Origin of the sequence: Wolbachia endosymbiont (group A) of Pherbina coryleti (genome assembly GCF_964026875.1) — a bacterium.
Taxonomy (GTDB): Bacteria; Pseudomonadota; Alphaproteobacteria; order Rickettsiales; family Anaplasmataceae; genus Wolbachia; species Wolbachia pipientis.
Genome location: NZ_OZ034706.1, coordinates 83,309 through 105,283, shown reverse-complemented (window position 1 = coordinate 105,283; position 21,975 = coordinate 83,309). Strand labels below are relative to the sequence as shown.

The following is a 21,975-nucleotide window of genomic DNA, read 5'->3' as shown; positions in this document are numbered from 1 at the left end:
AAAATGTATTTAGTTGTAGAAAGTACCTTGGAGGTATGTATGTTCACAGGAAAAAATGAAAAATCTACTTCTATACTAGCTAAAGTTGGTAATGCAGCTTCGGGAGTAGGAAGTTTTCTGGGTAGAGGTGTAAAAGTTCTAGTCAAGGGTGCAGTGTACCCTATATGGCCAAAGAATTGGTTTAAGTCCTGGGATGAAATGCGGCACGACATAAAAAATGGCGGACGTTCTATTATTGGCAACCCACTTGAAGAATATGATCCACCTATAGAAACCACACAAGCTAGTGAGGATCTTGGTGTCCAAATAATGGAGCAAAAGAAAGGAACAGGAAAGGTAACTTTTTTAGCATCAAGGACTCTGACAGGGGATATACCCTATTTGACGCCAGAACGATTAGGTGAAATAAAGCAAAACCTGCCAAATGTAACTATCTTTAAAGAAGAAAACAAAGTTGTAATTGAAGTTGATGTTAAAAAAATAATTGAAGACATCAAAAAGAACAATCCAGGAATTGATGAGAAAAGAATAAAAGAGCTTGCTCTTGAAAAAATTGCTGAAGGAGCTGAAGGAGTTGGTGGCAACCTGAAAAAGCTAGCAAAAATTACTGGCGGAGAATTTAAAGTTCACACAGACTTAAAATTGCTGTATGGTATTGCAGAAAAATTGTATAAGGAATATGATGATCAAAAGCAGTCATCAGACAAAGTTGTGAAGTCTGATGTTGGTCAGCCTTCAGAAACTATAGCTTCAGGTGAGAAAAAATGGGCGCAAGAAGCTATAAAAGCAGGTAAGTCGCAAAGTTGTGGAATGCAAAAATAAGTTATAGGGGAGTATTATGAGTGAAGCTAAAAAAATAGAGGAAAGACATCATAGTCTAACTGTTCCTGGGGATATGTATCACTTACAACCAGGAGTTATTACTGGAAAAAGGGTAAGTGGAATAGAACCCTTTTTGAAAGAACAGCAGGACATGGTAAAAGTAAGGGAACTTGTAAGCTCTTTAAATCTTGAAGATGCTTCTGGTGAAGCGATAAAACCACTATCTACACCTAATGTAGAGAAAAACGAAGAAAGAGGGAAAGGTCGCTCTTAAAATATGAGCAATGAAGTTTATGATAGCGATAACATCTTTGCTCAAATATTAAGAGGTGAGTTACCTTGTGAGAAGGTACATGAAAATGAAAATGTACTAGCTTTTCATGATAAGTACCCTGACGCACCAGTTCATATTTTAGTTATATCAAAAAATCAATATATTTCATATGATGATTTCATTCTAAAATCTCCTGAAGAGGAAATAGCGGATTTCTTCAAAACTGTAAGAGAGATAGCACACAAATATAATCTAGAAAAAACAGGATATAGATTAGTCACTAACTACGGTGAAAATGGAGAGCAGGTTGTACCACACTTTCACGTGCATATTTTAGGTGGTAAAAAGTTAGGAAAGCATGTAAACTCATAGTGTTATATGTTTTGTTAAATGAGCGAATATTTAACCATAGTAATCTTTATCTGCGTATCAATTGTAGTATCTTTTGCTTTAGGTATATTGCCTATGTTTCTTGCAGTGAGTAAGCCAGATGGTGAAAAGCTTTCCACATATGAGTGTGGCTTCAATCCACTATCCAGTGCAAGAAAAAATTTTGACATTAAATTTTATCTAGTTTCAATATTATTTATAATATTTGACTTAGAAATTGCTTTTCTTTTTCCTTGGGCTGTTTCTTTATCTAAGATAAGCTATGGTGGATTTTGGTCTATGATGGTATTTCTTGCAATACTCACTATAGGTTTTATCTATGAATGGTGTAAAGGTGCATTAGAGTGGGAGTAGTTTATGACAAATCAAATTCTATCTAATGATGACTGGGGTCGTTATAAAAAAGAAGGGTTTCTTGTCACTAAATTTGGTGATTTAACAGATTATGTAATGAATTGGGCAAGGTCTGGTTCATTGTGGCCAATGACATTTGGTCTTGCATGTTGCGCAGTTGAGATGATGCATACTGCATCCAGCCGTTATGATCTTGATAGATATGGTATAATGTTTCGTGCAAGCCCACGTCAATCAGATGTGATGATTGTTGCTGGCACACTAACTAATAAAATGGCAGCAGCATTGCGCAAGGTTTATGATCAAATGGCAGACCCGAAGTATGTTATTTCCATGGGAAGTTGTGCAAATGGTGGTGGTTATTACCATTACTCTTATTCAGTAGTCCGAGGCTGTGATAGAATTGTGCCAGTTGACGTGTATGTCCCTGGATGCCCACCAACCGCTGAGGCGTTGCTATATGGAATGCTATGCCTACAAAACAAAATAAAACGGACTCGGAATGGATAAAACTGCAAAGTATATACAAAAAAAGACCAAATGCGAGTGCATTCAAAAAGATGATGGCATTATTGTAATATATTCAACTTTAGATGAAATTGAAAAGTACCTATTCTTTCTACGTGATGATGAAAAGTGTAGGTTTGAACTATTAGTTGATATTTTTGGGGTTGACTATCCAAATAGAGAGAAGCGTTTCGAGCTAATATATAATCTGCTCAGCATTGTGCATAATATTAGAGTACACATAAAGCTTCAGTTATGTGAAAGCGACATGCCTCCAAGTGTAGCGAAGATATTTAGTACGGCTTTGTGGTTTGAGCGTGAAGTGTTTGATATGTATGGAATAGAGTTTTCTGATCACCCTGATTTGCGTAGGATTCTAACAGACTATGGATTCAAAGGTCATCCAATGTTAAAAGATTTCCCTCTCACTGGTTATAAGGAAGTAAGATATGATATAGAGACAAAAAAGGTTGTGTATAATCCTATAGATTTACCGCAAGATTTTCGTATGTTTGATAGCTTATCGCCTTGGGAAGGTAAAACCATAAAAGTAAATACAAAGGAGTAGAAAATGACAGTACAAAGAAAAAAAATATCTTTAATCGGTGCAGGAAATATCGGTGGAACTCTCACCCATATGATTGCACTAAGGGAACTCGGTGATGTTGTTTTACTTGATATTAGTGATGGAATACCACAAGGTAAAGCACTCGACATAGCAGAATCATCCCCTATTGATGGATTTAATGTCAATATTACTGGCACAAATAGGTATGAAGATATAAAAAACTCCGATGCAATTATAATAACCGCTGGCATCGCTAGAAAACCTGGAATGAGCAGGGATGACCTCCTGCAAACCAATGCTAAAGTAATGAAGGAGGTTGGCGAAAATATTAAAAAATATTCTCCAAACGCGTTTGTAATAGTGGTTACCAACCCTTTGGATGCCATGGTTTCAGTGGTGCATAAATTTTCAAACCTTCCAACTAATATGATTGTTGGCATGGCAGGAGTGCTTGATTCTTCCCGTTTTCGTTACTTTCTTGCAAGTGAGTTAAATATCTCAGTTGAAGATATATCTGCTTTTGTGCTTGGAGGACATGGCGACACTATGGTATCACTAATCAATTGTGCTTCAGTTGCTGGAGTTCCACTTACTCAAATTATCGATATGGGTCTTATCACACAGAAAAAAGTCGATGAAATAGTTGAACGCACTCGCAATGGCGGTAAAGAAATAGTTGATCTGCTTAAGTCTGGATCTGCATACTACGCTCCTGCATCTTCAGCTATATGCATGTTAGAATCATATTTAAAAGATAAGAGGCGCATATTACCATGTGCTGCTTACCTTAATGGTGAATATGGTGTAGAAGAGTTGTTTATTGGTGTTCCTGTAATTATTGGAAAAAACGGAATTGAAAAGATCCTAGAAGTTAAAATGAATGATAGTGAACAAGAAATGTTTAATAAGTCTGTAAACTCGTTGAGAGAGCTGGTGAAATCTTTAGGTTCATAAGCAAATTAATGGTTTTATAGAGCTTCTTTATAGCTCAAACAGCCTAAAAAAGTTGCTTGTGGTTACCTTCGCTACTTGTTCTGGTGACTCATTCCACAACTCTGCCAAACAATCAACAACGTATTTCACCATTGCTGGTTCATTCTTTTTTCCCCTATAAGGCTCAGGTGATAGATATGGTGCATCAGTTTCGACTAAAACACTCTCGCGTGGTACATTTTGTGCAATTTCTCTGAGTAAGCTCGCATTTTTAAAAGTAATAATTCCAGAAAATGAAATATATAACCCCAAATCTATAGATTGATCAGCAAGTTCTTTAGAGGAAGCAAAGCAGTGCATTACTCCACTAAAAGCACCGGCTTTCATTTCTGACCTTAACATATCGATCATCTCATTATCAGCGCTTCTTGTGTGAATAACTAAAGGTAGTCCAGTTATTCTTGACGCTTCTATATGTAATGCAAAACTTTTTTTCTGATTGTCTTTGTTGTCAGATTTATAAAAATCTAACCCGGTTTCACCGATACTAATTACCTTTTGATTTTTGGTAAATTCAACTAATTCATCAACATGTATACACTCACCGTTTTCTATAGCAGCATCAAGCGGATGTATACCAACAGAGGAGTAGACCTGATCATAGGATGAAGAAATTTTTAATAACTTAGGAACATCGTCAATGCTTACGCATATGTTATGCAAAACCTTTACACCATTTTGCTCTGCCCTTGAAATTACTTTTGGTACTTCATCGTCAGAAAAATAAATCAAGTGGCAATGAGAATCTACTATCATGAGCTTATTGTTGAGGCTTTTATTATAGAAGAAAACTCTTCTATCACTGTTTTATAAACTTCTTTTTTAAATGATATAGCACTGGCTACTAAACTATCTATACCTTGCCAACGCCACTCTTTGAACTCTGGATGACCAGTATAATTAATATCAATGTCCTCATCCTCTCCGCAAAACTTCATTAAGAACCACCTTTGCTTTTGACCAGAATATTTTCCATTCCAGCATATTGGTATAACTTCTTCAGGCAAGTTGTAGTATATCCAATCCTTGCTTTTAGTTATAACCTTTACTTTATTAGTACCAACCTCCTCTAGCAACTCACGTAACGCTGCTTGTTCCAGTTCCTCACCATCATCAACACCTCCTTGTGGCATCTGCCAGTAAGAATCGCTATCAAAGCGTTTTCCAATAAAGGCATGTCCTTGTCTGTTAAATAGCATTATGCCAACACAAGGACGGTACTTATCTTTCTGCTCAACCACGAGTACGCTCTGTTTTTAAATGATTTGTTACAGAAGTTTTAATTAATTTTCCATTTTTTTCTTTCTTCATCTCTTCAACAATTTTCTTTGCAACTTCCTTTGCATTCAAGTTCGAGTTATCAATTTCAAGCGAACCCTCAGGTATAAATAGCCTTTTCCCTTCAATTTTCTTTATAGCAAAATCCGGATCAGTAATTTTATTTTCCTGATATCTCTCTTCTGATTGGACACGTCTTACTAGTTTTTCATTATTACAATGTAATACTACAGAAAAAATTTCCATGTCCATTTTTTTACTTAAATTTACCACTGAGTTATATAATCTTTGGTCATAGGGATCACCCTCTATCAATTCATTTGTAAATATATAATGTTTTGATTTTACGTAGTGTTTTTCCAGTATTGCTAATACATTTTCCCTAACTGCAAAAATTTTTTCCCATAGGTCATCTGGAACTTCAGCGTTTTGTAATTTAACAATATCAAATATAATATTATTGAATAGATTATTGCTTACTATTACTGCACCAATGATTTTACACAGTTCCTTTGCAGTAGTAAACTTACCACTGCCTGGAAAGCCGATTAAGTAGATGAGAGTCTTGCCCATAATGAATACTAGTAAAAAGCTATTTTCAATTATATAAAAAGTATATACATTGTACATGCTAAAAACATGATGATAAAATAGATGCAGGTAATACCTTTAACAAGTAGTTGCGTTGAAAATAGTTCATATTTAGAAATTTTGAGTATATAATTATAAATGAATCATATAACCTGTAAACAATGCTTAGCGATATGGAATCGATAAGAAGTACAATTGAAGAGATAATAGATCAAAATAAAGGTCATGATATAGTAACTTTTGATGTGCAGAATAAAACCGTTATTGCAAAATATATGATTATTGCATCTGGTGATTCAAGCCGTCACGTTAAAGCTTTAGCTGAGCACGTAATAAAAAGCCTCAAGCCACATGATAAAATAGATGTAGAAGGTATGGATGAAGGCAATTGGGTAGTTTTGAATTTTCAAGGCATAATGGTTCACATATTCAGGCCGGAAGTAAGGGAGTATTATAAAATAGAAGAGTTATGGAACTGATTGCCTGGATAGCTGGTGCACAACTGCACAAACGTTGTAATTTTGAAGGCAACTCCTGCACAGGTAGTGGTGTCATGAAAGTAGCTGACACTGGAATCCAGTTTTTCATGCAATTTCATCGAAAACGTTGTATAGTGTGCTTGTTTATAATTAAGTTCCAGTGTCTGGGCACTGGCTTCTCTATTAGGGTTACCTTCAGCATTAATGACAGGATAGACTGGGGTTTATAAAATGAAACACGCATCTGAATTTTTAAATTTCATCCAAGAAAGAGGGTACCTATACCAATGCACAAACATTGAAGGACTAGATCAATTATTATTGCAGAGCAATTATATAGTTGCATACATTGGGTTTGATTGCACAGCACCAAGTCTTCATGCTGGTCACCTAATTCAGATTATGATGCTCTGTCACCTACAAAAATTTGGTTATAAGCCGATAGTCTTACTTGGAGGTGGCACAACAAAAATTGGTGACCCATCCTTCAAAGATAAAGCAAGAAGCATCTTGCCTGTAGAGAACATCAATCAAAATACATCCAGTATAAGGAGAATATTAGAGAAAATGGTGTCTTTTAATGACAGCAAGACTGGTGCAATGATAGTAAATAACGCAGATTGGTTGGATAACATAAAATACATAGATTTTTTGCGTGATATAGGAGCTTATTTTTCTGTAAATCGTATGCTAAGTTTTGATAGTGTGAAAACCAGGCTGGATAGAGAGCAAACCTTAAGCTTTCTGGAATTTAATTACATGCTATTGCAAGCTTACGACTTTATTGAATTAAACAAAAAATATGATTGTCGTCTGCAGATTGGAGGGTCAGACCAGTGGGGAAATATAGTAAACGGAATTGAACTTGGAAAAAAGTTGAATTTACCTGAGCTATTTGGCCTTACCATGCCTCTTTTATTAAATGCACAAGGAAAAAAAATGGGCAAAACTGAAAGTGGAGCAGTGTGGCTTGATGATAATATGCTAAAGCCTTACGACTACTGGCAATATTTTCGCAACGTTGATGATCAAGATGTTGGACGTTTTTTAAGATTGCTCACTGATGTGCCAATTGATGAGATTAGAAAATTAGAGTCTTTAAAGGATCAAGAAATAAATGAAGCAAAAAAGGTCTTGGCAACAGAAGTGACAAAAATATGTCATGGTGACAAAGAAGCGGAACTTGCACAATTTGCTGCAATTTCTGCTTTTGAGAATGAAGATAGCTCACTACTTCCTGATTACATCATAAAAAAAGAACAAGTTGCAAGCGGCATATCCTTAGTAGACCTACTACATGACACCGGTTTTGAACCTTCAAAAGGCGCTGCAAAGCGTTTAATACAGGGCAACGGATGCAAGATTAATGATAATGTTGTAAACAATATTGATCATGTAATAAATTTCGAAAGCTTTAAAGATCAGCCATTTATAAAATTATCTGCAGGAAAGAAACGCCATATAAAAGTTGTGGTAGATTAGGTCTCGAAGTAAGAAAACAAATTTTATACAAGTGAGAAATTAGATATGGAGCAAATTTTCAAAATTCGAGAATTATGTATAAAACAACTGGAAAGATAGTAGAAAGCGAAATTCTATTATATATAGCTAAAGTGGCTTAGGTTTACCTACAATTTGAAAAACAACAAATTCGTCATTCCGCTACTCATTAGCGGAATCTATACCGCGAATGAATCCATAACTGTACGGACATTGCAATTTGGGCCTACCAGGAGGGCAATGCCTCTTATCCAAGTACCCTCTTCTTGTCATCCCAGTGCTTGACACTGGGATGGCTTTGTTGCATAGCAACTGAAAAAATCTGGTGGCTACTGACAAAATTCATTATAAAATAGCCATTTAACCTTGAAAGAAAAAATATGCCACAAAAAATGAGGGTCAGTAACCATAGCGAATATAACAAATTTCTAGAAAAAAGAGGAAATATTTTTCATTATATCAACGAAGCCATAGAAAAGTGGTACGAGAATGGTCCAAAAATACCAGGTGGCAACAATATTTATAGCGATAAAGTTGTAATTTTGGTGCACATAATAACTTGTTTATTTAGAATAGGCCTGAGGCAAACAGTTGGGTTTATAGCAGGATACCTTGAGCAAATTGGGAAAAATTTGCAAGTTATCAGCTATTCACAATCATCAAGAAGGTTTAAGAAACTCAATATTAAGATCAATGATTGCAGAAAATAATATGGAAGATATCGAAATTGCTATAGACAGTACAGGAATTAGTATATACAACAACACTCCTGGTCATAGCAAAGAAAATAGCGAAGATAGAAAGTATCGCAGCTATGAACAGACAAGAAAATTGCATGTAATGTTGAATACAAACAGCAAAAAAGCCATAGCTGTAAAATACAGTAACGGCTGATCACTATGGAGCTTGTGATTTGCTAAAAGAAGTTGATTTTCAGCATGCCATAAAAGTACTATATGCAGATAGGGCATATGACAGAGAAAAGCTCTATAAGCTGTGTAATCAATATGGTATAAAAACGAAAATTCCTCCGAAAAACAACGCAGCAGAGCATCCAAAGTTAGACTATATGGCTGAGAGAAATGCTGCAATTAGACTAATAAAATCATGCAGCGAAGATGGAATGAAGAGGTGGAAAAGGCAAACAAACTACGGAAAAAGATCTTATATAGAAAGTTTTTTCTCGCGACTGAAACAAACATTCGGGTTTAGTTTTAGGAATAAATCTGAGACAAATAGAGAGAAGGAACTAAATGCTATTTGCTCAATAAGTTCACTGATATTGGTATGGCTAAATTTGAGATAGCTTCATAAATTTATTGTGCGTTACCTACTATCCGAAGAGCGATGCAACAAAGCCCACTGGGATCCAGGAATTTTATTAAGTTGGTAAGTATAAAAGTAGCCGTTTTATGTTAAAACACAACGTTCTTGATGAGATTACGGCAAGGCTGGATTCCAGTGTCAGCTACTTTCATGACACCATTTGCTGTGCAATTTACCTTCAAAAATGAATGTTCATACAGTTATGGAATGAATCGCGGTATGACGTAGGGAAACCTTTCTTGAGTTAGCTATAGCACTATAAAATTGTCCGCAGGGCCATATAAAAGTCGTGGTGAGTTAATAAATTTTTATGGAAGAAAGGATATATTAGAAAATTGAGGGTTTTAAAGGAGGTAAAAATGAGACTGTATTATAAAGATATCACAGGTCTTATCAAAGAACCCTACCGCTCCAGAGGAAGGGATTATTTTGACAAAAGAAAGGTACAGATTATATCTGTTAATGAATCTCAAGCTAAATCAAAGGTAGTTGGATCAAATGTATATCGAGTAACACTAAAGCACGATGGTCCTCTTTTGAGTGGAACATGTTCCTGTCCTGCATTTGTGTATTATGGTCCATGTAAGCATATGGCTGCAACAGGTTTTGCTTTGGTTGCACTTGATAGAAAGGAGTATCGATCGTCTGCGCGCCCAGATGAACAGACCATACGCGTCAAGTTAAGAGATTGTGAGCAAATTTAGAGAGGTTAAAGTGGATACTCTAGCCCTTCTACGTTTGTCTTTTAATGAAAATCGCGACCAAGTTATAGTGAGTTTTTTAAGAAATGCTTTTAAACTATTAATTTTGGTTAATACTAAAAATAACTCTCTAACCCGCCTTTTTAGCTCAATAAATGCCTTTGTTAAGCTAAGTTCTGTATTCTTTTTCACTTCTGTGCAACCAACTATGCCGTGAAATATAAGAATTGCGCACAATTTAGCATATAGTTCACATAATACTCTGCATGGCTTTCCTTTTAGCTTATCAAGCCTGATATGGCTTTTATACAATTTAAATAATAACTCAATTTGCCACCTTACTCTGTAAATCGTTAATACTTGCTCAGCACTAATTTTATTTTCTGGAACATTAGTTATAAATATTGACCAGTTCAACAATTTTTGATTTCTTTTAGAGGATCTGCGATCTTGCTAATCTATTAGCTTTCCTTCTTCTGCCCATAGACTGTTCTTCAGTTAGTTTCTGACATATAATTCTTACTCTAATTTTTGCTTCTTTTCCTAACAATACCTCGTTTTCTAAAAATAACTTATCCTCTCAACATTCTAATAACTCCATTTTTTGATTTGTTTCTACATCATATATGTTGGTATCGACGACTTATGAAATAAGCTCCTATTTCATTGATTTGTTTAAAAGAACTTGGCACAAAATAACCGAGATCAGATATTAGCAAATCATTGCTTAATATATTACTTAAATGTTTCCTATATCCCTGGTCTGATCTTACCCCCTCCGTTAAATTAAGTTGGTCTATTATCTGATTCATGTAGTCGAAAACTAATTGTAACTTTATTCCAGACTTAGTATTGCTTTCATAGCCACTGTAGCTAGTACCATAACCTTTATACATCTCTTCCATACTGTTAGGTAGAGTAATATAGCTACTGTCCAATAATTTAACACTATTAAATTGCTGTAAGATTTTGCAATCAACTTGCAAGATATTTTTAAAGAGAATCACAGATTCATTATACATCCTTTTCATAAATTCCACTGCTTCTTCAGTAAATCTAAAATCCAAACCTTGTTTTGTTATATCTATCGAGTCCTCGTTTAGTAATTGACACATTGTTTCTACGCTACAATTATCAACTCCTATATTACCCAAGACCATGGCTTTTACGAATGATGAACCTTTTAGCTTTCTCTTTCTTTTTATAAACCTTGTTGTAATTGAGATTTTCTCTGCTTTTTCATTAAAAAATTCTTTGAGCTTTTTTGATAAGCAAGTTATTTTATTCATTGGTTCTCTCACTAAAAGTATATCTGGGAGAACTTATACCTTATTATTCTATCTCTTTCATACCTTTATTTCCTTAACTTGACGCGTATGGTGGATAGTACCGTGCAATATTTGCAGTGGGTGAGAAACAGTACCTCTAGGGTCGCAGCTTTACGGGCATTGTGATTTGAGAGCAATTTCCACAAGGGAGGATGTCATCCCAGCGCTCCTTTTTTTGTCATGCAAGTAGCTGACACTGGAATCTAGCTTCTCGTTGCTGCTGCGATCATATACTATTGTAATGAGCCTTCAAAGTCACTTAAAAATAGCAACGTCCAAGGGTTTTCTGAAAAGGTCCCACAACCCGGTTCGTAAAATTCACAAGAACCATTAAAATATTTTTTTACTTTTCATTGTATATTTCTCAACATATTATCTTTAAGTACTAAAATAATTAACAATATGGCATTATTAATAGTTGAATCACCTGCGAAAGCAAAGACAATAGGTAAATATTTGAGTAAAGAGTTCAAAGTAGCTGCATCCTTTGGACATGTGAGGGATCTTCCAGCAAAAAACGGCTCTGTCGATCCGGATAATGATTTTGCTATAAAGTATGAAACCATTGAAAAAGCAGAAAAATATATAAAAGAGCTAGTAAAAGCAGCAAGCAAAACATCAGATATATATCTTGCAACAGACCCAGACAGAGAAGGGGAAGCAATGGCTTGGCATGTGATAGAGACATTAAAAGAAAAGAAAGCAATCAATGATAAAAGCAACATTCATAGAGTAGTCTTTAATGAGATAACAAAAAGAGCAGTTCAAGAGGCTATAAAAAATCCACGTGAAATAAATATGGATTTAGTGCGTGCACAACAAGCACGTAGAGCTTTGGATTATCTAGTTGGGTTTAGTTTGTCACCACTGCTGTGGACAAAATTGTCGGGGAGCAAGTCTGCAGGACGCGTGCAGTCTGTTGCATTAAAGATTATATGCGAACGAGAAGATGAAATTAGTAAATTTATAACACAGGAGTATTGGAGCATAAAGGCAGAAATGCAAAATAGCAAAGATGAGGCTTTTTTTGCTATGCTAAGCCACTATGACAATAAAAAGCTAGAAAAATTTGATATTAAGAATGAAGAAGAAGCAAAGAACTTAGTCAGGGAGATTGAGTCAAGGCAATATGCTGTAAGCACAGTAGAACGCAAGCAAGTTAAGAGAAACCCACTTCCTCCGTTTATTACTTCAAGTCTTCAGCAAGATGCAGTGAATAAACTGTATTTTAATGTGAAAAGTGTTATGCGCATAGCGCAAAATTTATATGAAGGTATCGATATTGGTGGTGAAACTGTAGGGTTGATAACTTACATGCGTACAGATGGGTTTCATATTGCAGATGAGGCTATAAACTCAATTAGAGGGTCAATTAAGTCATTATATGGTGATAAATATTTACCGCAGTCTCCTCGTAAATATGTAAAAAAGGTCAAAAATGCTCAAGAAGCACATGAAGCAATTCGTCCAACTGATATAAGTAGAACGCCGGGTAGTATTAAGGATTATCTAACGCCAGAGCAATTTAAATTGTATGATTTAATCTGGAAAAGAACCATTGCAAGTCAAATGGAATCGGCGATCCTTGATCAAGTGGTAGTCGAAATTAGTTCTACTGACCAGAAAGTAATTCTGCGAGCAAGTGGATCAAGTATATTCTTTGATGGTTTTTATAGAGTCTATCAAGATAACATGGAAGCCGAAAATGAAGGCCTGCTACCTGCCATGAAGGAAGGGGAAGCATGCAAGCTGATTTCAGTTGAGCCAAAACAACATTTCACTCAACCGCCACCTCGTTATAGTGAAGCAAGTATCGTAAAAAAAATGGAAGAAATCGGTATAGGTCGACCATCAACTTATGCAACAATTATTTCGGTATTACAAGATCGTGAGTACGTTTCATTGGATAGCAAAAGGTTTATTCCAAGCAGTCGTGGTAAAATCGTTACTATATTTTTAGAAACTTTTTTTCAGCGTTGTGTAGAGTATGATTTCACAGCACAAATGGAAGAAAAGCTTGATTTAATTTCAAATGGACATGCAGATTGGAAAAAAGAATTAGGCCACTTTTGGGTGCCATTTTTTGGTCATGTAAACTCTGTCAAGCAAATGACGCATGATGAAGTTTTCAGCGGCATTCACGATTTGGTAATCGATTGGTTTTGTTCAGAAGAAGGAAGAAAAGAGGTGAATACGAAATGCCCTGACTGCTTAGGTGGCATATTGAAATTGAACTTTGGAAAAGCCGGGGTGTTCCTTGGATGTTCTAACTATCCTGAATGCAACCATACAAAAGAAATTACGGGCAGTAACGACAATTCAGAATATCCAAAAAGTTTAGGTGTAGATGATATAACAAACCAAGAAGTGATGATCAAAAAGGGTCCTTTTGGACTTTATCTGGAGTTTAATAACGAGTTAAAAAAGAAAAAAACGGTTTCCATACCAAAAGATATAAATGTTAATGAGATTGATCTGAGCACCGCTACTCAGTTACTTTCCTTGCCAAAAGTAATCGGAGAACACCCTGAAACCGGAAAGGAAGTAAAAATAGGCCTTGGGCGATTTGGGTACTATATTTTCTATGATGGTAAATACTTTTCTCTTAAGAAAAGCTCCAAAGAGGTGCTGAATACAGAATTGAGCGAAGTTGTACAAATTATTGCAAACAGTCCACGCAAAGAGTTAAAATCTCTCGGGGTTAATGAAAAGGGAAAAGAAGTTTTTATCTGCAACGGTAGGTACGGATTCTATATAAAATGCGGTAAAACAAACGTTGCTTTGGGCAAGAGTGCAGATATTGAAAGTATAGATTTGGAGAAGGCTTTAGAGTTGATTAAGGGCAAGAAATAGACTTCTTGCATAACCATTATCTACGTTAAAAATCAGCTTTTTTGTCATTCCAGCGTGTGACGCTGGAATCTAGAAAAAAAGAACCTGGATGCCAGTGTCTGGGCACTGGCATGACACCCTTTCTGGTAGAGGTTGCTCTAAAATCACAACGTGCATACAACTGCAGCAGTATGATGTTTTATTTATTATAGCTATAACACTGAAGTTTACAATCAGAACAAACCACTTGGCCACGTGGAACTGATTTCAGTTTATCAGTTGAAACTTGATTTGAGCAGAATATGCATTTTATTGTGTTGCTTGGAGTAAGTGAGTTATCAACAGCAATTCTATCATCAAAAACAAAACATTCTCCTTTCCAATTACCATTTTTATTATAAGTTTTTTCAAGGTAAGAAAGAATGCCGCCTTTAAGATGGTAAACATCACTAAATCCAAGGCTTTTCATATATGCTGTAGATTTTTCGCATCTAATCCCACCAGTGCAGTACATAGCCACTTTCAGGTTTTTACTCTCAGAAAATGACTCTGTCCACTGAGGAAACTCACGGAAACATTGTGTGTGTGGATTAATTGCATTCTTAAACTTGCCTAATTTCACTTCATACTCGTTTCGTGTATCTATTACTAAAACGTCAGGTTGAGAAGTAAAATCATCCCAATGCTCTGGATCAACATATTTACCCTTAAGGGAAATATCAAGATTGCTTACACCAAGATTCACAATCTCTCTTTTTAATTTTACCTTCATCTTGCTAAATGGTTGATATTCTGCTGCACTCTCTTTCCATGTAAGGTCCCTTAGCCTATAATCAGAACGTAGAAAATCGAATATTTTATCAATTGCGTTTCTTTCACCAGATATTGTTGCATTAACACCCTCTTCTGCAAGGAGTATAGTGCCCTTTAACTCAACGTTGTTGCATGCAGCTTTTATTTCGTCTTTCATGTCATAATAATTAGAGAGTTCTACAAAGTGATAGAAAGTTGCAATGACGAAGCTCATGATTATTCACTTATCAACTAAAAACATGATATACAAAATTATAAAGATATTCAATAGTACGGCTGTTAATTACTGGATATCTTCAGTTTTTACATATAACATTTTAATATAAAATATAGATTCAAATTAATGTTTTTAAGAGTATTTAAAAATATATTCTTATTTCTAGTAAGTATATTATTCGTCTGTCCAATATTATCATTAATATCAATTCTATTTACAGATACAGCAAATTCCGGATGGGTAATCAGCACACTTTTCCCTGAATATATACTGAGTACGTTAATTTTGATGATAGGAGTGGGGGGAATATCTTTCATATTTGGAGTAATTCCAGCTTGGCTCACCACATTTTTTTCATTTCCTGGAAGTAAAATTTTTGAGATTGCTTTGTTCTTTCCGATATCGATTCCTGGATATATAGTAGCGTTCGTCTATGTAAATACGCTAGAGTTTTCAGGTCCGGTGCAGAGCTCATTAAGAGACATTTTAGAGTGGAGCAAAGGTGACTATTGGTTTCCTGAAATAAAATCCCTAGGTGGTGGAATATTAGTAATGGGATTCAGCCTATATCCATACGTTTATATGTTAGTCCGCTCAAGTCTAAAGAATGTTAGTAACTCAGTCACTATTGCGTCAACACTTGGGTTCTCCTCATTGAAGAGCCTGTTTTCTGTCATCATACCCTCCATACGCCCATCGATTATAGCTGGGTTGTCTTTGGTACTAATGGAAGTAATTACAGATTTCGGCACACCACAGTTTCTTGCTATCGATACTTTTACGACAGGAATATATCGCACCTGGTTTTTACTGCATGACAAATATTCAACTACTGTTTTAGCAGTTGCAGAGTTGATTTTCGTTGCAACACTAATAGCTATCGAAAAAAAACTACAAAAAAAAGGAATATCCTACTCTTCAATCAATACCAATTCAGATTATCACAACAAACGGAGTATAAGTGGCACTATACCATTGATCTTTGCTTATCTTATGTGTGTATTGCCGATATTAATAGGTTTTATTTTGCCAATGATTCCGCTCATATATTGGAGCATAGAGAAGGGGTTTTTCATATATGAAGCAAGATTCTATAACATAATAGCAAATAGCGTTAGTTTATCATTCATCACTGCACTAATCTCAATTAGCATTGCAATAATTATTGGATATACGGCGCGTAAAAATAAGGTAATCAATAATGTAGCACGTCTCATTTCTTTAGGCTACGCAATTCCAAATGCAATTATCGCAATTAGCATAATAATATTTTTAAGCAGAATATCCTCTTTCATTACTCAATATATTGTGGAAATTAGCTTGGTAGGAACTATTGGCGCATTAGTTTACTCATATTTATTTCGTTTTTTTGCTATATCTTTCAAGGCGGTAGAGTCAGGGCTCAAAAAAACACCAAATGAAATTGAGTGGACTGCATATACTATGGGTCATGGACCTATTTCCACATGTTTGAATGTTCATATCCCTCTCATCAAGAAGAGTATATTATCGGGATTTTTGCTCGTATTTATGGATACTATCAAAGAGCTCACAGCAACACTTATTATAAGACCATTTAATTTTGAAACTATATCAACTAGAATATATGAACTTGTAAGCGATGAGCGCTATAGAGAAGCTGCCCCATTTTCGTTAATAATAGTTATAATAGGCTTAATCTCTACAATAACCTTATTTACACTTGATGATAAGGATAAAAAATAAACGTAACCGTTCACAGATTTCCACTTAATTCTTCAATCTCACTAATAGAAAGGCCAGTAAACTTGACAATAGTGTTGACATCAACATTATTAGCCAGCATTGCTTTTGCGACTTCAATTTTCCCTTCCTCTTTACCAATTTTTTTGCCTTTTTCAGTAGCAAGATCAAGTCTGTATTCAAGAATGGCTTCTTCTTTGCGTAGATCCATTATCCTTTCTTCATAGGCTACTAAATCTTTTTCGTTCCAACGAAACTTGTCTAACTCATCATACGCCAGCTTTATTATTGGTGCTTTTTCTGCTATCTCTTTTAAGTCCTCTTCTGTTGTTTCTTCTGCATATTGTTGTCTAAGTGAAGAAGGTCGCCCCTCCTCACTCGACTTCAAAACCGTACGTGAGACTTTGCGCCTCATACGGCTTCTCTCTCATTTGGTGCTTGTCATGCACACCTCCTATGTAATTCATCGTGACAATGCCCATGTAACAAAGATAAATTTTTGATCATATTGTTTCGTCTATTCCGGTCTTTATGATGTATTTCTATTATATCATCACTTTCAAACCATAGTCGACAATTATCGCATTTATTTTGTTGTAACTTCAATAATTTTATTACTCTTGATGGCTTATCTGGTATTTCTCTAAGACGATTACCCCAATCATACGCGTCAAGTTAAGAGATTGTGAGCAAATTTAGAGAGGTTAAAGTGGATACTCTAGCCCTTCTACGTTTGTCTTTTAATGAAAATCGCGACCAAGTTATAGTGAGTTTTTTAAGAAATGCTTTTAAACTATTAATTTTGGTTAATACTAAAAATAACTCTCTAACCCGCCTTTTTAGCTCAATAAATGCCTTTGTTAAGCTAAGTTCTGTATTCTTTTTCACTTCTGTGCAACCAACTATGCCGTGAAATATAAGAATTGCGCACAATTTAGCATATAGTTCACATAATACTCTGCATGGCTTTCCTTTTAGCTTATCAAGCCTGATATGGCTTTTATACAATTTAAATAATAACTCAATTTGCCACCTTACTCTGTAAATCGTTAATACTTGCTCAGCACTAATTTTATTTTCTGGAACATTAGTTATAAATATTGACCAGTTCAACAATTTTTGATTTCTTTTAGAGGATCTGCGATCTTGCTAATCTATTAGCTTTCCTTCTTCTGCCCATAGACTGTTCTTCAGTTAGTTTCTGACATATAATTCTTACTCTAATTTTTGCTTCTTTTCCTAACAATACCTCGTTTTCTAAAAATAACTTATCCTCTCAACATTCTAATAACTCCATTTTTTGATTTGTTTCTACATCATATATGTTGGTATCGACGACTTATGAAATAAGCTCCTATTTCATTGATTTGTTTAAAAGAACTTGGCACAAAATAACCGAGATCAGATATTAGCAAATCATTGCTTAATATATTACTTAAATGTTTCCTATATCCCTGGTCTGATCTTACCCCCTCCGTTAAATTAAGTTGGTCTATTATCTGATTCATGTAGTCGAAAACTAATTGTAACTTTATTCCAGACTTAGTATTGCTTTCATAGCCACTGTAGCTAGTACCATAACCTTTATACATCTCTTCCATACTGTTAGGTAGAGTAATATAGCTACTGTCCAATAATTTAACACTATTAAATTGCTGTAAGATTTTGCAATCAACTTGCAAGATATTTTTAAAGAGAATCACAGATTCATTATACATCCTTTTCATAAATTCCACTGCTTCTTCAGTAAATCTAAAATCCAAACCTTGTTTTGTTATATCTATCGAGTCCTCGTTTAGTAATTGACACATTGTTTCTACGCTACAATTATCAACTCCTATATTACCCAAGACCATGGCTTTTACGAATGATGAACCTTTTAGCTTTCTCTTTCTTTTTATAAACCTTGTTGTAATTGAGATTTTCTCTGCTTTTTCATTAAAAAATTCTTTGAGCTTTTTTGATAAGCAAGTTATTTTATTCATTGGTTCTCTCACTAAAAGTATATCTGGGAGAACTTATACCTTATTATTCTATCTCTTTCATACCTTTATTTCCTTAACTTGACGCGTATGATTACCCCAATAAACCCAATCACCATCATATGGAGATCTGGTTTTTTGCACTTTGATATGTCGTTTGATAACATGATCGCTGTGTATAGTAAGACGTATCTTGTTACTTGTCATAAAGCGCCAGTTTTCGTTATTATACTTCTTAAAGTATTTTCTTTTTATCCAGCATCTCCCTTTGTTTGGGTGCCTAAAAACTGCCCATCTCCAGAGTTTTCTATGCATAATATTATCCAATGAACTAAAGATTTTACATGAAACTACCGAGGAGTAATATTGACTCCATCCTCTATTTATTGGATTGAGATCCTTTATCACCCGTTCTTGTGGTGCTCCACGCATTTCTCTGAGCTTATGTTTAATAGCTAGTGTATGCTGTTTTATAGAATTACGACTTGGTTTGATTAATAACTTGTAACCTTTCTTACTTTCTTTTGTTGGATATTGTCTTATTGAAAATCCAAGAAAATCGAATCCTGGTTTTGTTCCATTACTGGTTCTTAGTGAATGATAAACTTTTGTTTTAGAGGGCTTTAATTCTAGTCCGATGGTTTTTAACCACTCTTCAACTAAAATTTTTGCCTTAAGAATAATCTCTTTACTTTCATGTATGATGACAAAGTCATCAGCATAAAATATAACACTTATGGTTTTTTGTGCCTTTTTATGTGATATTTTTCCATATTTCCTTTTCGTGTGTTGAAAAAGTTCATTTGTTAATGTCTTTTTTATATGCTGTTCTAATCCATGTAATGCAATACAAGCAAGTAACGGTGAGATCGTCCCTCCTTGAATTGTGCCACATTTTGTAGATTGAAATTTTTCATCATCCATAACACCTGCTCTTAACCATCCTTTTATTATTTTCCTAATAGTTGGTGTGGTATTAAGTTTTTCCAACAGAGTGTTGTGGTCAATTTTGTCAAAGCATCCAGAAATATCGGCATCTAAAATGTATGCTGTTTTCTGTTTAAGCACATCAAATATGGCTTCAATTGCATCATGACAAGATCTACCAGGTCTAAAACCGTATGTGTTTGGCTCAAATTTTGCCTCCCACTCTGGTTCTAAAGCCATTTTTACAAGTGTTTGTTTTGCTCGACACGATATAGTGGGTATTCCAAGGGGGCGACGCTCCAATGGCTTACCAGGTTTTGGGATCCAAACTCGTCTCGATGGTTTTGCTTTTTCCTTCAAATCCATAGAATATGCTAATTGCATTCTTTCTTTTTGGTTGAGACTCGCTTTTCCATCGATACCTGCTGTCTTTTTCCCTCTATTGTCCTGTGTTACTCTTCTAACTGCGAGTATTCTTGCACTTGTTGATTTTTGTAATAATCTCTGAAGATTATGCACCTTTTTGATATCATTACATGTAGAAGCTCGGTAAATTCGTTTTTGTAGCTTAAATGAGGATTTCTTCAGCTTCCGCCAAGGAATTTCATTCCATTCATACCTAACTTTTTGTTGGTTCATAACATGTTCACTATTATTCACAACTTTACCTTCCAAATTACAGTGTTTACGTCTGCATATCCCAAATATTACTTTGGGCATTAGCTTCTTAAACAATCCCTCCAACATAAATACTTGCGGCTGACTACCTACTTATATTTATATAAATATAAGAGCATTTATGTGGTTACTCCGTTCCATGATCTTGTTTCACGTTGGACTTAGATTCCTACTGTTTGCCGGAAGCTGAGAACATCAGTAACTAAAGTTTTCAATCTTTAGTTCCCCTTTGTGCTTCGTACCATTTTGGTCTATGCGTAATCCAACCTCCTTTCGCATATTGTGCTTTGACGACAATTCAGACGTAAGTTTCTCTCGTAATCATATCCAACTCTGTTTGCAGGGATTCACCACGAGGTTTAGTGTTACCTGCTTTTATCTCATGCTTGCATCCCAAAGGTTGCCACTCTTTGAAATGTGAGATATACATTATCCCTGATGTCTGGGAAGATGGAATTTAACCACCACAAAATCATGACCTTCCGGGTCGCACTAAAAAAGAAACACCACCTTTCTATTGTACTTTCTAGCTGCTCTACTTTACTTTTTGAAAATTTGGGCAATTCTATAAAGATAAATTGAAAATCTTTTAAGTAATGGCCGTTAGTTTTTATATCACGTATATTGTGAGTAGAAATATAATCAACTTCTTCAGGAAGTAAGTTACAATTTGATATAGCAATAAAGAAGACTTTCTTTAAATCAATGTAGTTGCCAGATTTATCTAATTGTCTTGAGTAGGCTTTAGCGGCATATAATTGAGCGCGTTTTTCGAAGCCCTTGTCTCTAGCGAGCTGCATTTCTGCTATATATCTATTTCCGTGAGAATCCTTGCAGAGAACATCAACAATACTTTGTTTATCAGAGGCAACTTCGGGATCCATAATAGTGCTAAGAAACTCAACTTCTTGTATTGCATTTATCTCAGTAAACCCTAAAATATCGTTCAAAAAGTGGATCAGGATATTCTTATTTTTTTCCGTTCCAAAGATTTTTTTGAAACACAAATCATTGCGAGGATCGAGAAATTTTGAAAGAGCCATGGCAAAAATGCTTGAAAATATTAATAATTATACACTATTATTAACAATTATTCAACCATATTTTTGAAGATAGCTAGTTTCTGTATTTATTTTAAATTGAAGAAAGCTCAAATGAAAGATCGTGCTTTGCTAAAAATCACAGAATGCAGTCTGGTTACAAATAAACTATTTTGACAGTTAATGGGGTCTAGTTTTGATGTATGGACTATCCAAAGAAAAGGGTGGTATCATAACTTCAAAAACTTTTATGCTTTCTTCATTCAGAAATTCATACTTACCCTGCATTATTCCTGACGGTACATTTAAGTATGTTCCACTTGTGTATTTAAATACCTCTCCAGATTTTATCACAGGTTGTTCTCCGATAACACCAACTCCGGCAATTTCATTTACTTTTCCCTTATAATCTATTATTTGCCAATGACGACTTAACAATTGAATAGTTGATTGGCTTTTGTTTTTTATCTTAACGTTATACATCCATACATAGCAATTTTCATAAGGAATGGATTGCTCTTCAATATAAATTGGTAAAACTGTAACTTCAACAAAGTTGGTAGTTAGTGTGTATTCTATCATTATAAAATATTCATGATAAGAAAATAGTATCTTAATTATATACTTTTTTCATAGATTTTTCAAGTATACTT

The 21,975-nt window shown here is 34.9% G+C and carries 21 protein-coding genes and 4 pseudogenes; 15 read left to right on the top strand and 10 right to left on the bottom strand.

Annotated features, from left to right (window positions below; translation table 11 throughout):
• The first annotated feature begins 39 nt into the window (after positions 1 to 39).
• From AAGD87_RS00550 to mdh, 7 genes are read left to right on the top strand one after another with little or no spacing between them, the layout of a single operon-like run.
• Positions 40 to 822, top strand: coding sequence for a hypothetical protein (locus tag AAGD87_RS00550; RefSeq protein ID WP_155969270.1), 783 nt, complete (start codon positions 40 to 42; stop codon positions 820 to 822).
• Positions 823 to 838: 16 nt separating this feature from the next.
• Positions 839 to 1,096, top strand: a complete 258-nt coding sequence (locus AAGD87_RS00545) for a hypothetical protein (protein ID WP_006279579.1) — start codon at positions 839 to 841, stop codon at positions 1,094 to 1,096.
• A gap of 3 nt (positions 1,097 to 1,099) precedes the next feature.
• On the top strand, positions 1,100 to 1,468 hold the full coding sequence (locus AAGD87_RS00540) for an HIT domain-containing protein (RefSeq protein WP_341817634.1): 369 nt from the start codon (positions 1,100 to 1,102) through the stop codon (positions 1,466 to 1,468).
• 18 nt (positions 1,469 to 1,486) lie between these two features.
• Positions 1,487 to 1,840, top strand: coding sequence for an NADH-quinone oxidoreductase subunit A (locus tag AAGD87_RS00535; protein WP_006279576.1), 354 nt, complete (start codon positions 1,487 to 1,489; stop codon positions 1,838 to 1,840).
• Between the two features lie 3 nt (positions 1,841 to 1,843).
• Positions 1,844 to 2,350: a NuoB/complex I 20 kDa subunit family protein gene (locus AAGD87_RS00530; protein WP_006279574.1), complete on the top strand. Its 507-nt coding sequence runs from the start codon at positions 1,844 to 1,846 to the stop codon at positions 2,348 to 2,350.
• Entirely contained in the window at positions 2,343 to 2,915 is a 573-nt protein-coding gene (locus tag AAGD87_RS00525; protein ID WP_341817633.1) for an NADH-quinone oxidoreductase subunit C, read from the top strand. The genes AAGD87_RS00530 and AAGD87_RS00525 overlap by 8 nt, the downstream gene beginning before the upstream one ends.
• A 3-nt stretch (positions 2,916 to 2,918) precedes the next feature.
• Positions 2,919 to 3,869: a malate dehydrogenase gene (gene mdh, locus AAGD87_RS00520; RefSeq protein ID WP_341817632.1), complete on the top strand. Its 951-nt coding sequence runs from the start codon at positions 2,919 to 2,921 to the stop codon at positions 3,867 to 3,869.
• 27 nt (positions 3,870 to 3,896) lie between these two features.
• Here mdh and AAGD87_RS00515 read toward each other — a convergent pair whose 3' ends face one another.
• The 3 genes from AAGD87_RS00515 to AAGD87_RS00505 are packed head-to-tail and all read right to left on the bottom strand — an operon-like array spanning position 3,897 to position 5,759.
• The gene (locus tag AAGD87_RS00515) at positions 3,897 to 4,664 is read right to left on the bottom strand and encodes a TatD family hydrolase (protein WP_341817631.1); all 768 of its coding nucleotides are present in this window, start codon (positions 4,662 to 4,664) and stop codon (positions 3,897 to 3,899) included.
• Positions 4,661 to 5,149, bottom strand: a complete 489-nt coding sequence (locus AAGD87_RS00510; RefSeq protein WP_006279569.1) for an RNA pyrophosphohydrolase — start codon at positions 5,147 to 5,149, stop codon at positions 4,661 to 4,663. Before AAGD87_RS00510 ends, AAGD87_RS00515 begins: the two co-directional genes overlap by 4 nt.
• Entirely contained in the window at positions 5,142 to 5,759 is a 618-nt protein-coding gene (locus AAGD87_RS00505; RefSeq protein WP_264339543.1) for an AAA family ATPase, read from the bottom strand. The genes AAGD87_RS00510 and AAGD87_RS00505 overlap by 8 nt, the downstream gene beginning before the upstream one ends.
• A gap of 179 nt (positions 5,760 to 5,938) precedes the next feature.
• Between AAGD87_RS00505 and rsfS the strand changes: the two genes are divergently transcribed.
• From rsfS to AAGD87_RS00475, 6 genes are all read left to right on the top strand, one after another.
• Entirely contained in the window at positions 5,939 to 6,256 is a 318-nt protein-coding gene (gene rsfS / locus AAGD87_RS00500) for a ribosome silencing factor (protein ID WP_006279567.1), read from the top strand.
• Between the two features lie 231 nt (positions 6,257 to 6,487).
• Positions 6,488 to 7,738, top strand: a complete 1,251-nt coding sequence (gene tyrS, locus AAGD87_RS00495; RefSeq protein WP_007548582.1) for a tyrosine--tRNA ligase — start codon at positions 6,488 to 6,490, stop codon at positions 7,736 to 7,738.
• Between the two features lie 398 nt (positions 7,739 to 8,136).
• Positions 8,137 to 8,466 carry a transposase gene (locus tag AAGD87_RS00490; protein ID WP_007548762.1) on the top strand — a complete coding sequence of 110 codons (330 nt, stop codon included), beginning with the start codon at positions 8,137 to 8,139 and terminating at the stop codon, positions 8,464 to 8,466.
• Positions 8,450 to 8,650 (top strand): hypothetical protein, encoded by a 201-nt coding sequence (locus tag AAGD87_RS00485; protein WP_010082383.1) that lies wholly within the window; start codon positions 8,450 to 8,452, stop codon positions 8,648 to 8,650. The genes AAGD87_RS00490 and AAGD87_RS00485 overlap by 17 nt, the downstream gene beginning before the upstream one ends.
• Before the next feature lie 19 nt (positions 8,651 to 8,669).
• Positions 8,670 to 9,062, top strand: a complete 393-nt coding sequence (locus tag AAGD87_RS00480; RefSeq protein WP_341817630.1) for a transposase — start codon at positions 8,670 to 8,672, stop codon at positions 9,060 to 9,062.
• A gap of 379 nt (positions 9,063 to 9,441) precedes the next feature.
• Positions 9,442 to 9,786 (top strand): SWIM zinc finger domain-containing protein, encoded by a 345-nt coding sequence (locus AAGD87_RS00475; RefSeq protein WP_341817629.1) that lies wholly within the window; start codon positions 9,442 to 9,444, stop codon positions 9,784 to 9,786.
• Here the strand turns inward: AAGD87_RS00475 and AAGD87_RS00470 are convergent.
• Positions 9,763 to 11,072 (bottom strand): annotated as a pseudogene (locus AAGD87_RS00470) (IS4 family transposase). The gene AAGD87_RS00475 and the pseudogene AAGD87_RS00470 overlap by 24 nt on opposite strands.
• A 441-nt stretch (positions 11,073 to 11,513) precedes the next feature.
• On the opposite strand from AAGD87_RS00470, the gene topA reads away from it, so the two are divergent.
• On the top strand, positions 11,514 to 13,964 hold the full coding sequence (gene topA / locus AAGD87_RS00465; RefSeq protein ID WP_338481894.1) for a type I DNA topoisomerase: 2,451 nt from the start codon (positions 11,514 to 11,516) through the stop codon (positions 13,962 to 13,964).
• 178 nt (positions 13,965 to 14,142) lie between these two features.
• Here the strand turns inward: topA and AAGD87_RS00460 are convergent, their stop codons facing one another.
• Positions 14,143 to 14,970, bottom strand: a complete 828-nt coding sequence (locus AAGD87_RS00460; protein ID WP_182309660.1) for a rhodanese-related sulfurtransferase — start codon at positions 14,968 to 14,970, stop codon at positions 14,143 to 14,145.
• Between the two features lie 129 nt (positions 14,971 to 15,099).
• On the opposite strand from AAGD87_RS00460, the gene AAGD87_RS00455 reads away from it, so the two are divergent.
• Complete coding sequence (locus AAGD87_RS00455) at positions 15,100 to 16,698, top strand: ABC transporter permease (protein ID WP_182309659.1); 1,599 nt, start codon at positions 15,100 to 15,102, stop codon at positions 16,696 to 16,698.
• A 10-nt stretch (positions 16,699 to 16,708) separates the two neighbouring features.
• Here AAGD87_RS00455 and AAGD87_RS00450 read toward each other — a convergent pair.
• The 5 genes and pseudogenes from AAGD87_RS00450 to apaG form a co-directional block, all read right to left on the bottom strand.
• Positions 16,709 to 17,041 (bottom strand): annotated as a pseudogene (locus tag AAGD87_RS00450) (transposase); the annotation flags it as partial.
• Between the two features lie 329 nt (positions 17,042 to 17,370).
• Positions 17,371 to 18,680: pseudogene (locus AAGD87_RS00445) on the bottom strand (IS4 family transposase).
• A gap of 57 nt (positions 18,681 to 18,737) precedes the next feature.
• Positions 18,738 to 20,264 (bottom strand): group II intron reverse transcriptase/maturase, encoded by a 1,527-nt coding sequence (ltrA, locus tag AAGD87_RS00440; protein WP_341817628.1) that lies wholly within the window; start codon positions 20,262 to 20,264, stop codon positions 18,738 to 18,740.
• A gap of 443 nt (positions 20,265 to 20,707) precedes the next feature.
• Positions 20,708 to 21,325: pseudogene (locus AAGD87_RS00435) on the bottom strand (Rpn family recombination-promoting nuclease/putative transposase); the annotation flags it as partial.
• A gap of 177 nt (positions 21,326 to 21,502) precedes the next feature.
• Positions 21,503 to 21,904: a Co2+/Mg2+ efflux protein ApaG gene (gene apaG / locus AAGD87_RS00430; RefSeq protein WP_007549064.1), complete on the bottom strand. Its 402-nt coding sequence runs from the start codon at positions 21,902 to 21,904 to the stop codon at positions 21,503 to 21,505.
• Between the last annotated feature and the right edge of the window lie 71 nt (positions 21,905 to 21,975).

What these genes read in the sequence shown, in the direction of transcription:
- AAGD87_RS00485 (WP_010082383.1), top strand. Translation starts at nt 8,450, where the DNA reads ATGATTGCAGAAAATAATATGGAAGATATCGAAATTGCTATAGACAGT.
- AAGD87_RS00460 (WP_182309660.1), bottom strand. Translation starts at nt 14,970, where the DNA reads ATGAGCTTCGTCATTGCAACTTTCTATCACTTTGTAGAACTCTCTAAT.
- AAGD87_RS00490 (WP_007548762.1), top strand. Translation starts at nt 8,137, where the DNA reads ATGCCACAAAAAATGAGGGTCAGTAACCATAGCGAATATAACAAATTT.
- AAGD87_RS00525 (WP_341817633.1), top strand. Translation starts at nt 2,343, where the DNA reads ATGGATAAAACTGCAAAGTATATACAAAAAAAGACCAAATGCGAGTGC.
- topA (WP_338481894.1), top strand. Translation starts at nt 11,514, where the DNA reads ATGGCATTATTAATAGTTGAATCACCTGCGAAAGCAAAGACAATAGGT.
- AAGD87_RS00475 (WP_341817629.1), top strand. Translation starts at nt 9,442, where the DNA reads ATGAGACTGTATTATAAAGATATCACAGGTCTTATCAAAGAACCCTAC.
- AAGD87_RS00530 (WP_006279574.1), top strand. Translation starts at nt 1,844, where the DNA reads ATGACAAATCAAATTCTATCTAATGATGACTGGGGTCGTTATAAAAAA.
- AAGD87_RS00535 (WP_006279576.1), top strand. Translation starts at nt 1,487, where the DNA reads ATGAGCGAATATTTAACCATAGTAATCTTTATCTGCGTATCAATTGTA.
- rsfS (WP_006279567.1), top strand. Translation starts at nt 5,939, where the DNA reads ATGCTTAGCGATATGGAATCGATAAGAAGTACAATTGAAGAGATAATA.
- AAGD87_RS00550 (WP_155969270.1), top strand. Translation starts at nt 40, where the DNA reads ATGTTCACAGGAAAAAATGAAAAATCTACTTCTATACTAGCTAAAGTT.
- mdh (WP_341817632.1), top strand. Translation starts at nt 2,919, where the DNA reads ATGACAGTACAAAGAAAAAAAATATCTTTAATCGGTGCAGGAAATATC.
- AAGD87_RS00455 (WP_182309659.1), top strand. Translation starts at nt 15,100, where the DNA reads ATGTTTTTAAGAGTATTTAAAAATATATTCTTATTTCTAGTAAGTATA.
- tyrS (WP_007548582.1), top strand. Translation starts at nt 6,488, where the DNA reads ATGAAACACGCATCTGAATTTTTAAATTTCATCCAAGAAAGAGGGTAC.
- AAGD87_RS00505 (WP_264339543.1), bottom strand. Translation starts at nt 5,759, where the DNA reads ATGGGCAAGACTCTCATCTACTTAATCGGCTTTCCAGGCAGTGGTAAG.
- AAGD87_RS00545 (WP_006279579.1), top strand. Translation starts at nt 839, where the DNA reads ATGAGTGAAGCTAAAAAAATAGAGGAAAGACATCATAGTCTAACTGTT.
- AAGD87_RS00540 (WP_341817634.1), top strand. Translation starts at nt 1,100, where the DNA reads ATGAGCAATGAAGTTTATGATAGCGATAACATCTTTGCTCAAATATTA.
- apaG (WP_007549064.1), bottom strand. Translation starts at nt 21,904, where the DNA reads ATGATAGAATACACACTAACTACCAACTTTGTTGAAGTTACAGTTTTA.
- AAGD87_RS00515 (WP_341817631.1), bottom strand. Translation starts at nt 4,664, where the DNA reads ATGATAGTAGATTCTCATTGCCACTTGATTTATTTTTCTGACGATGAA.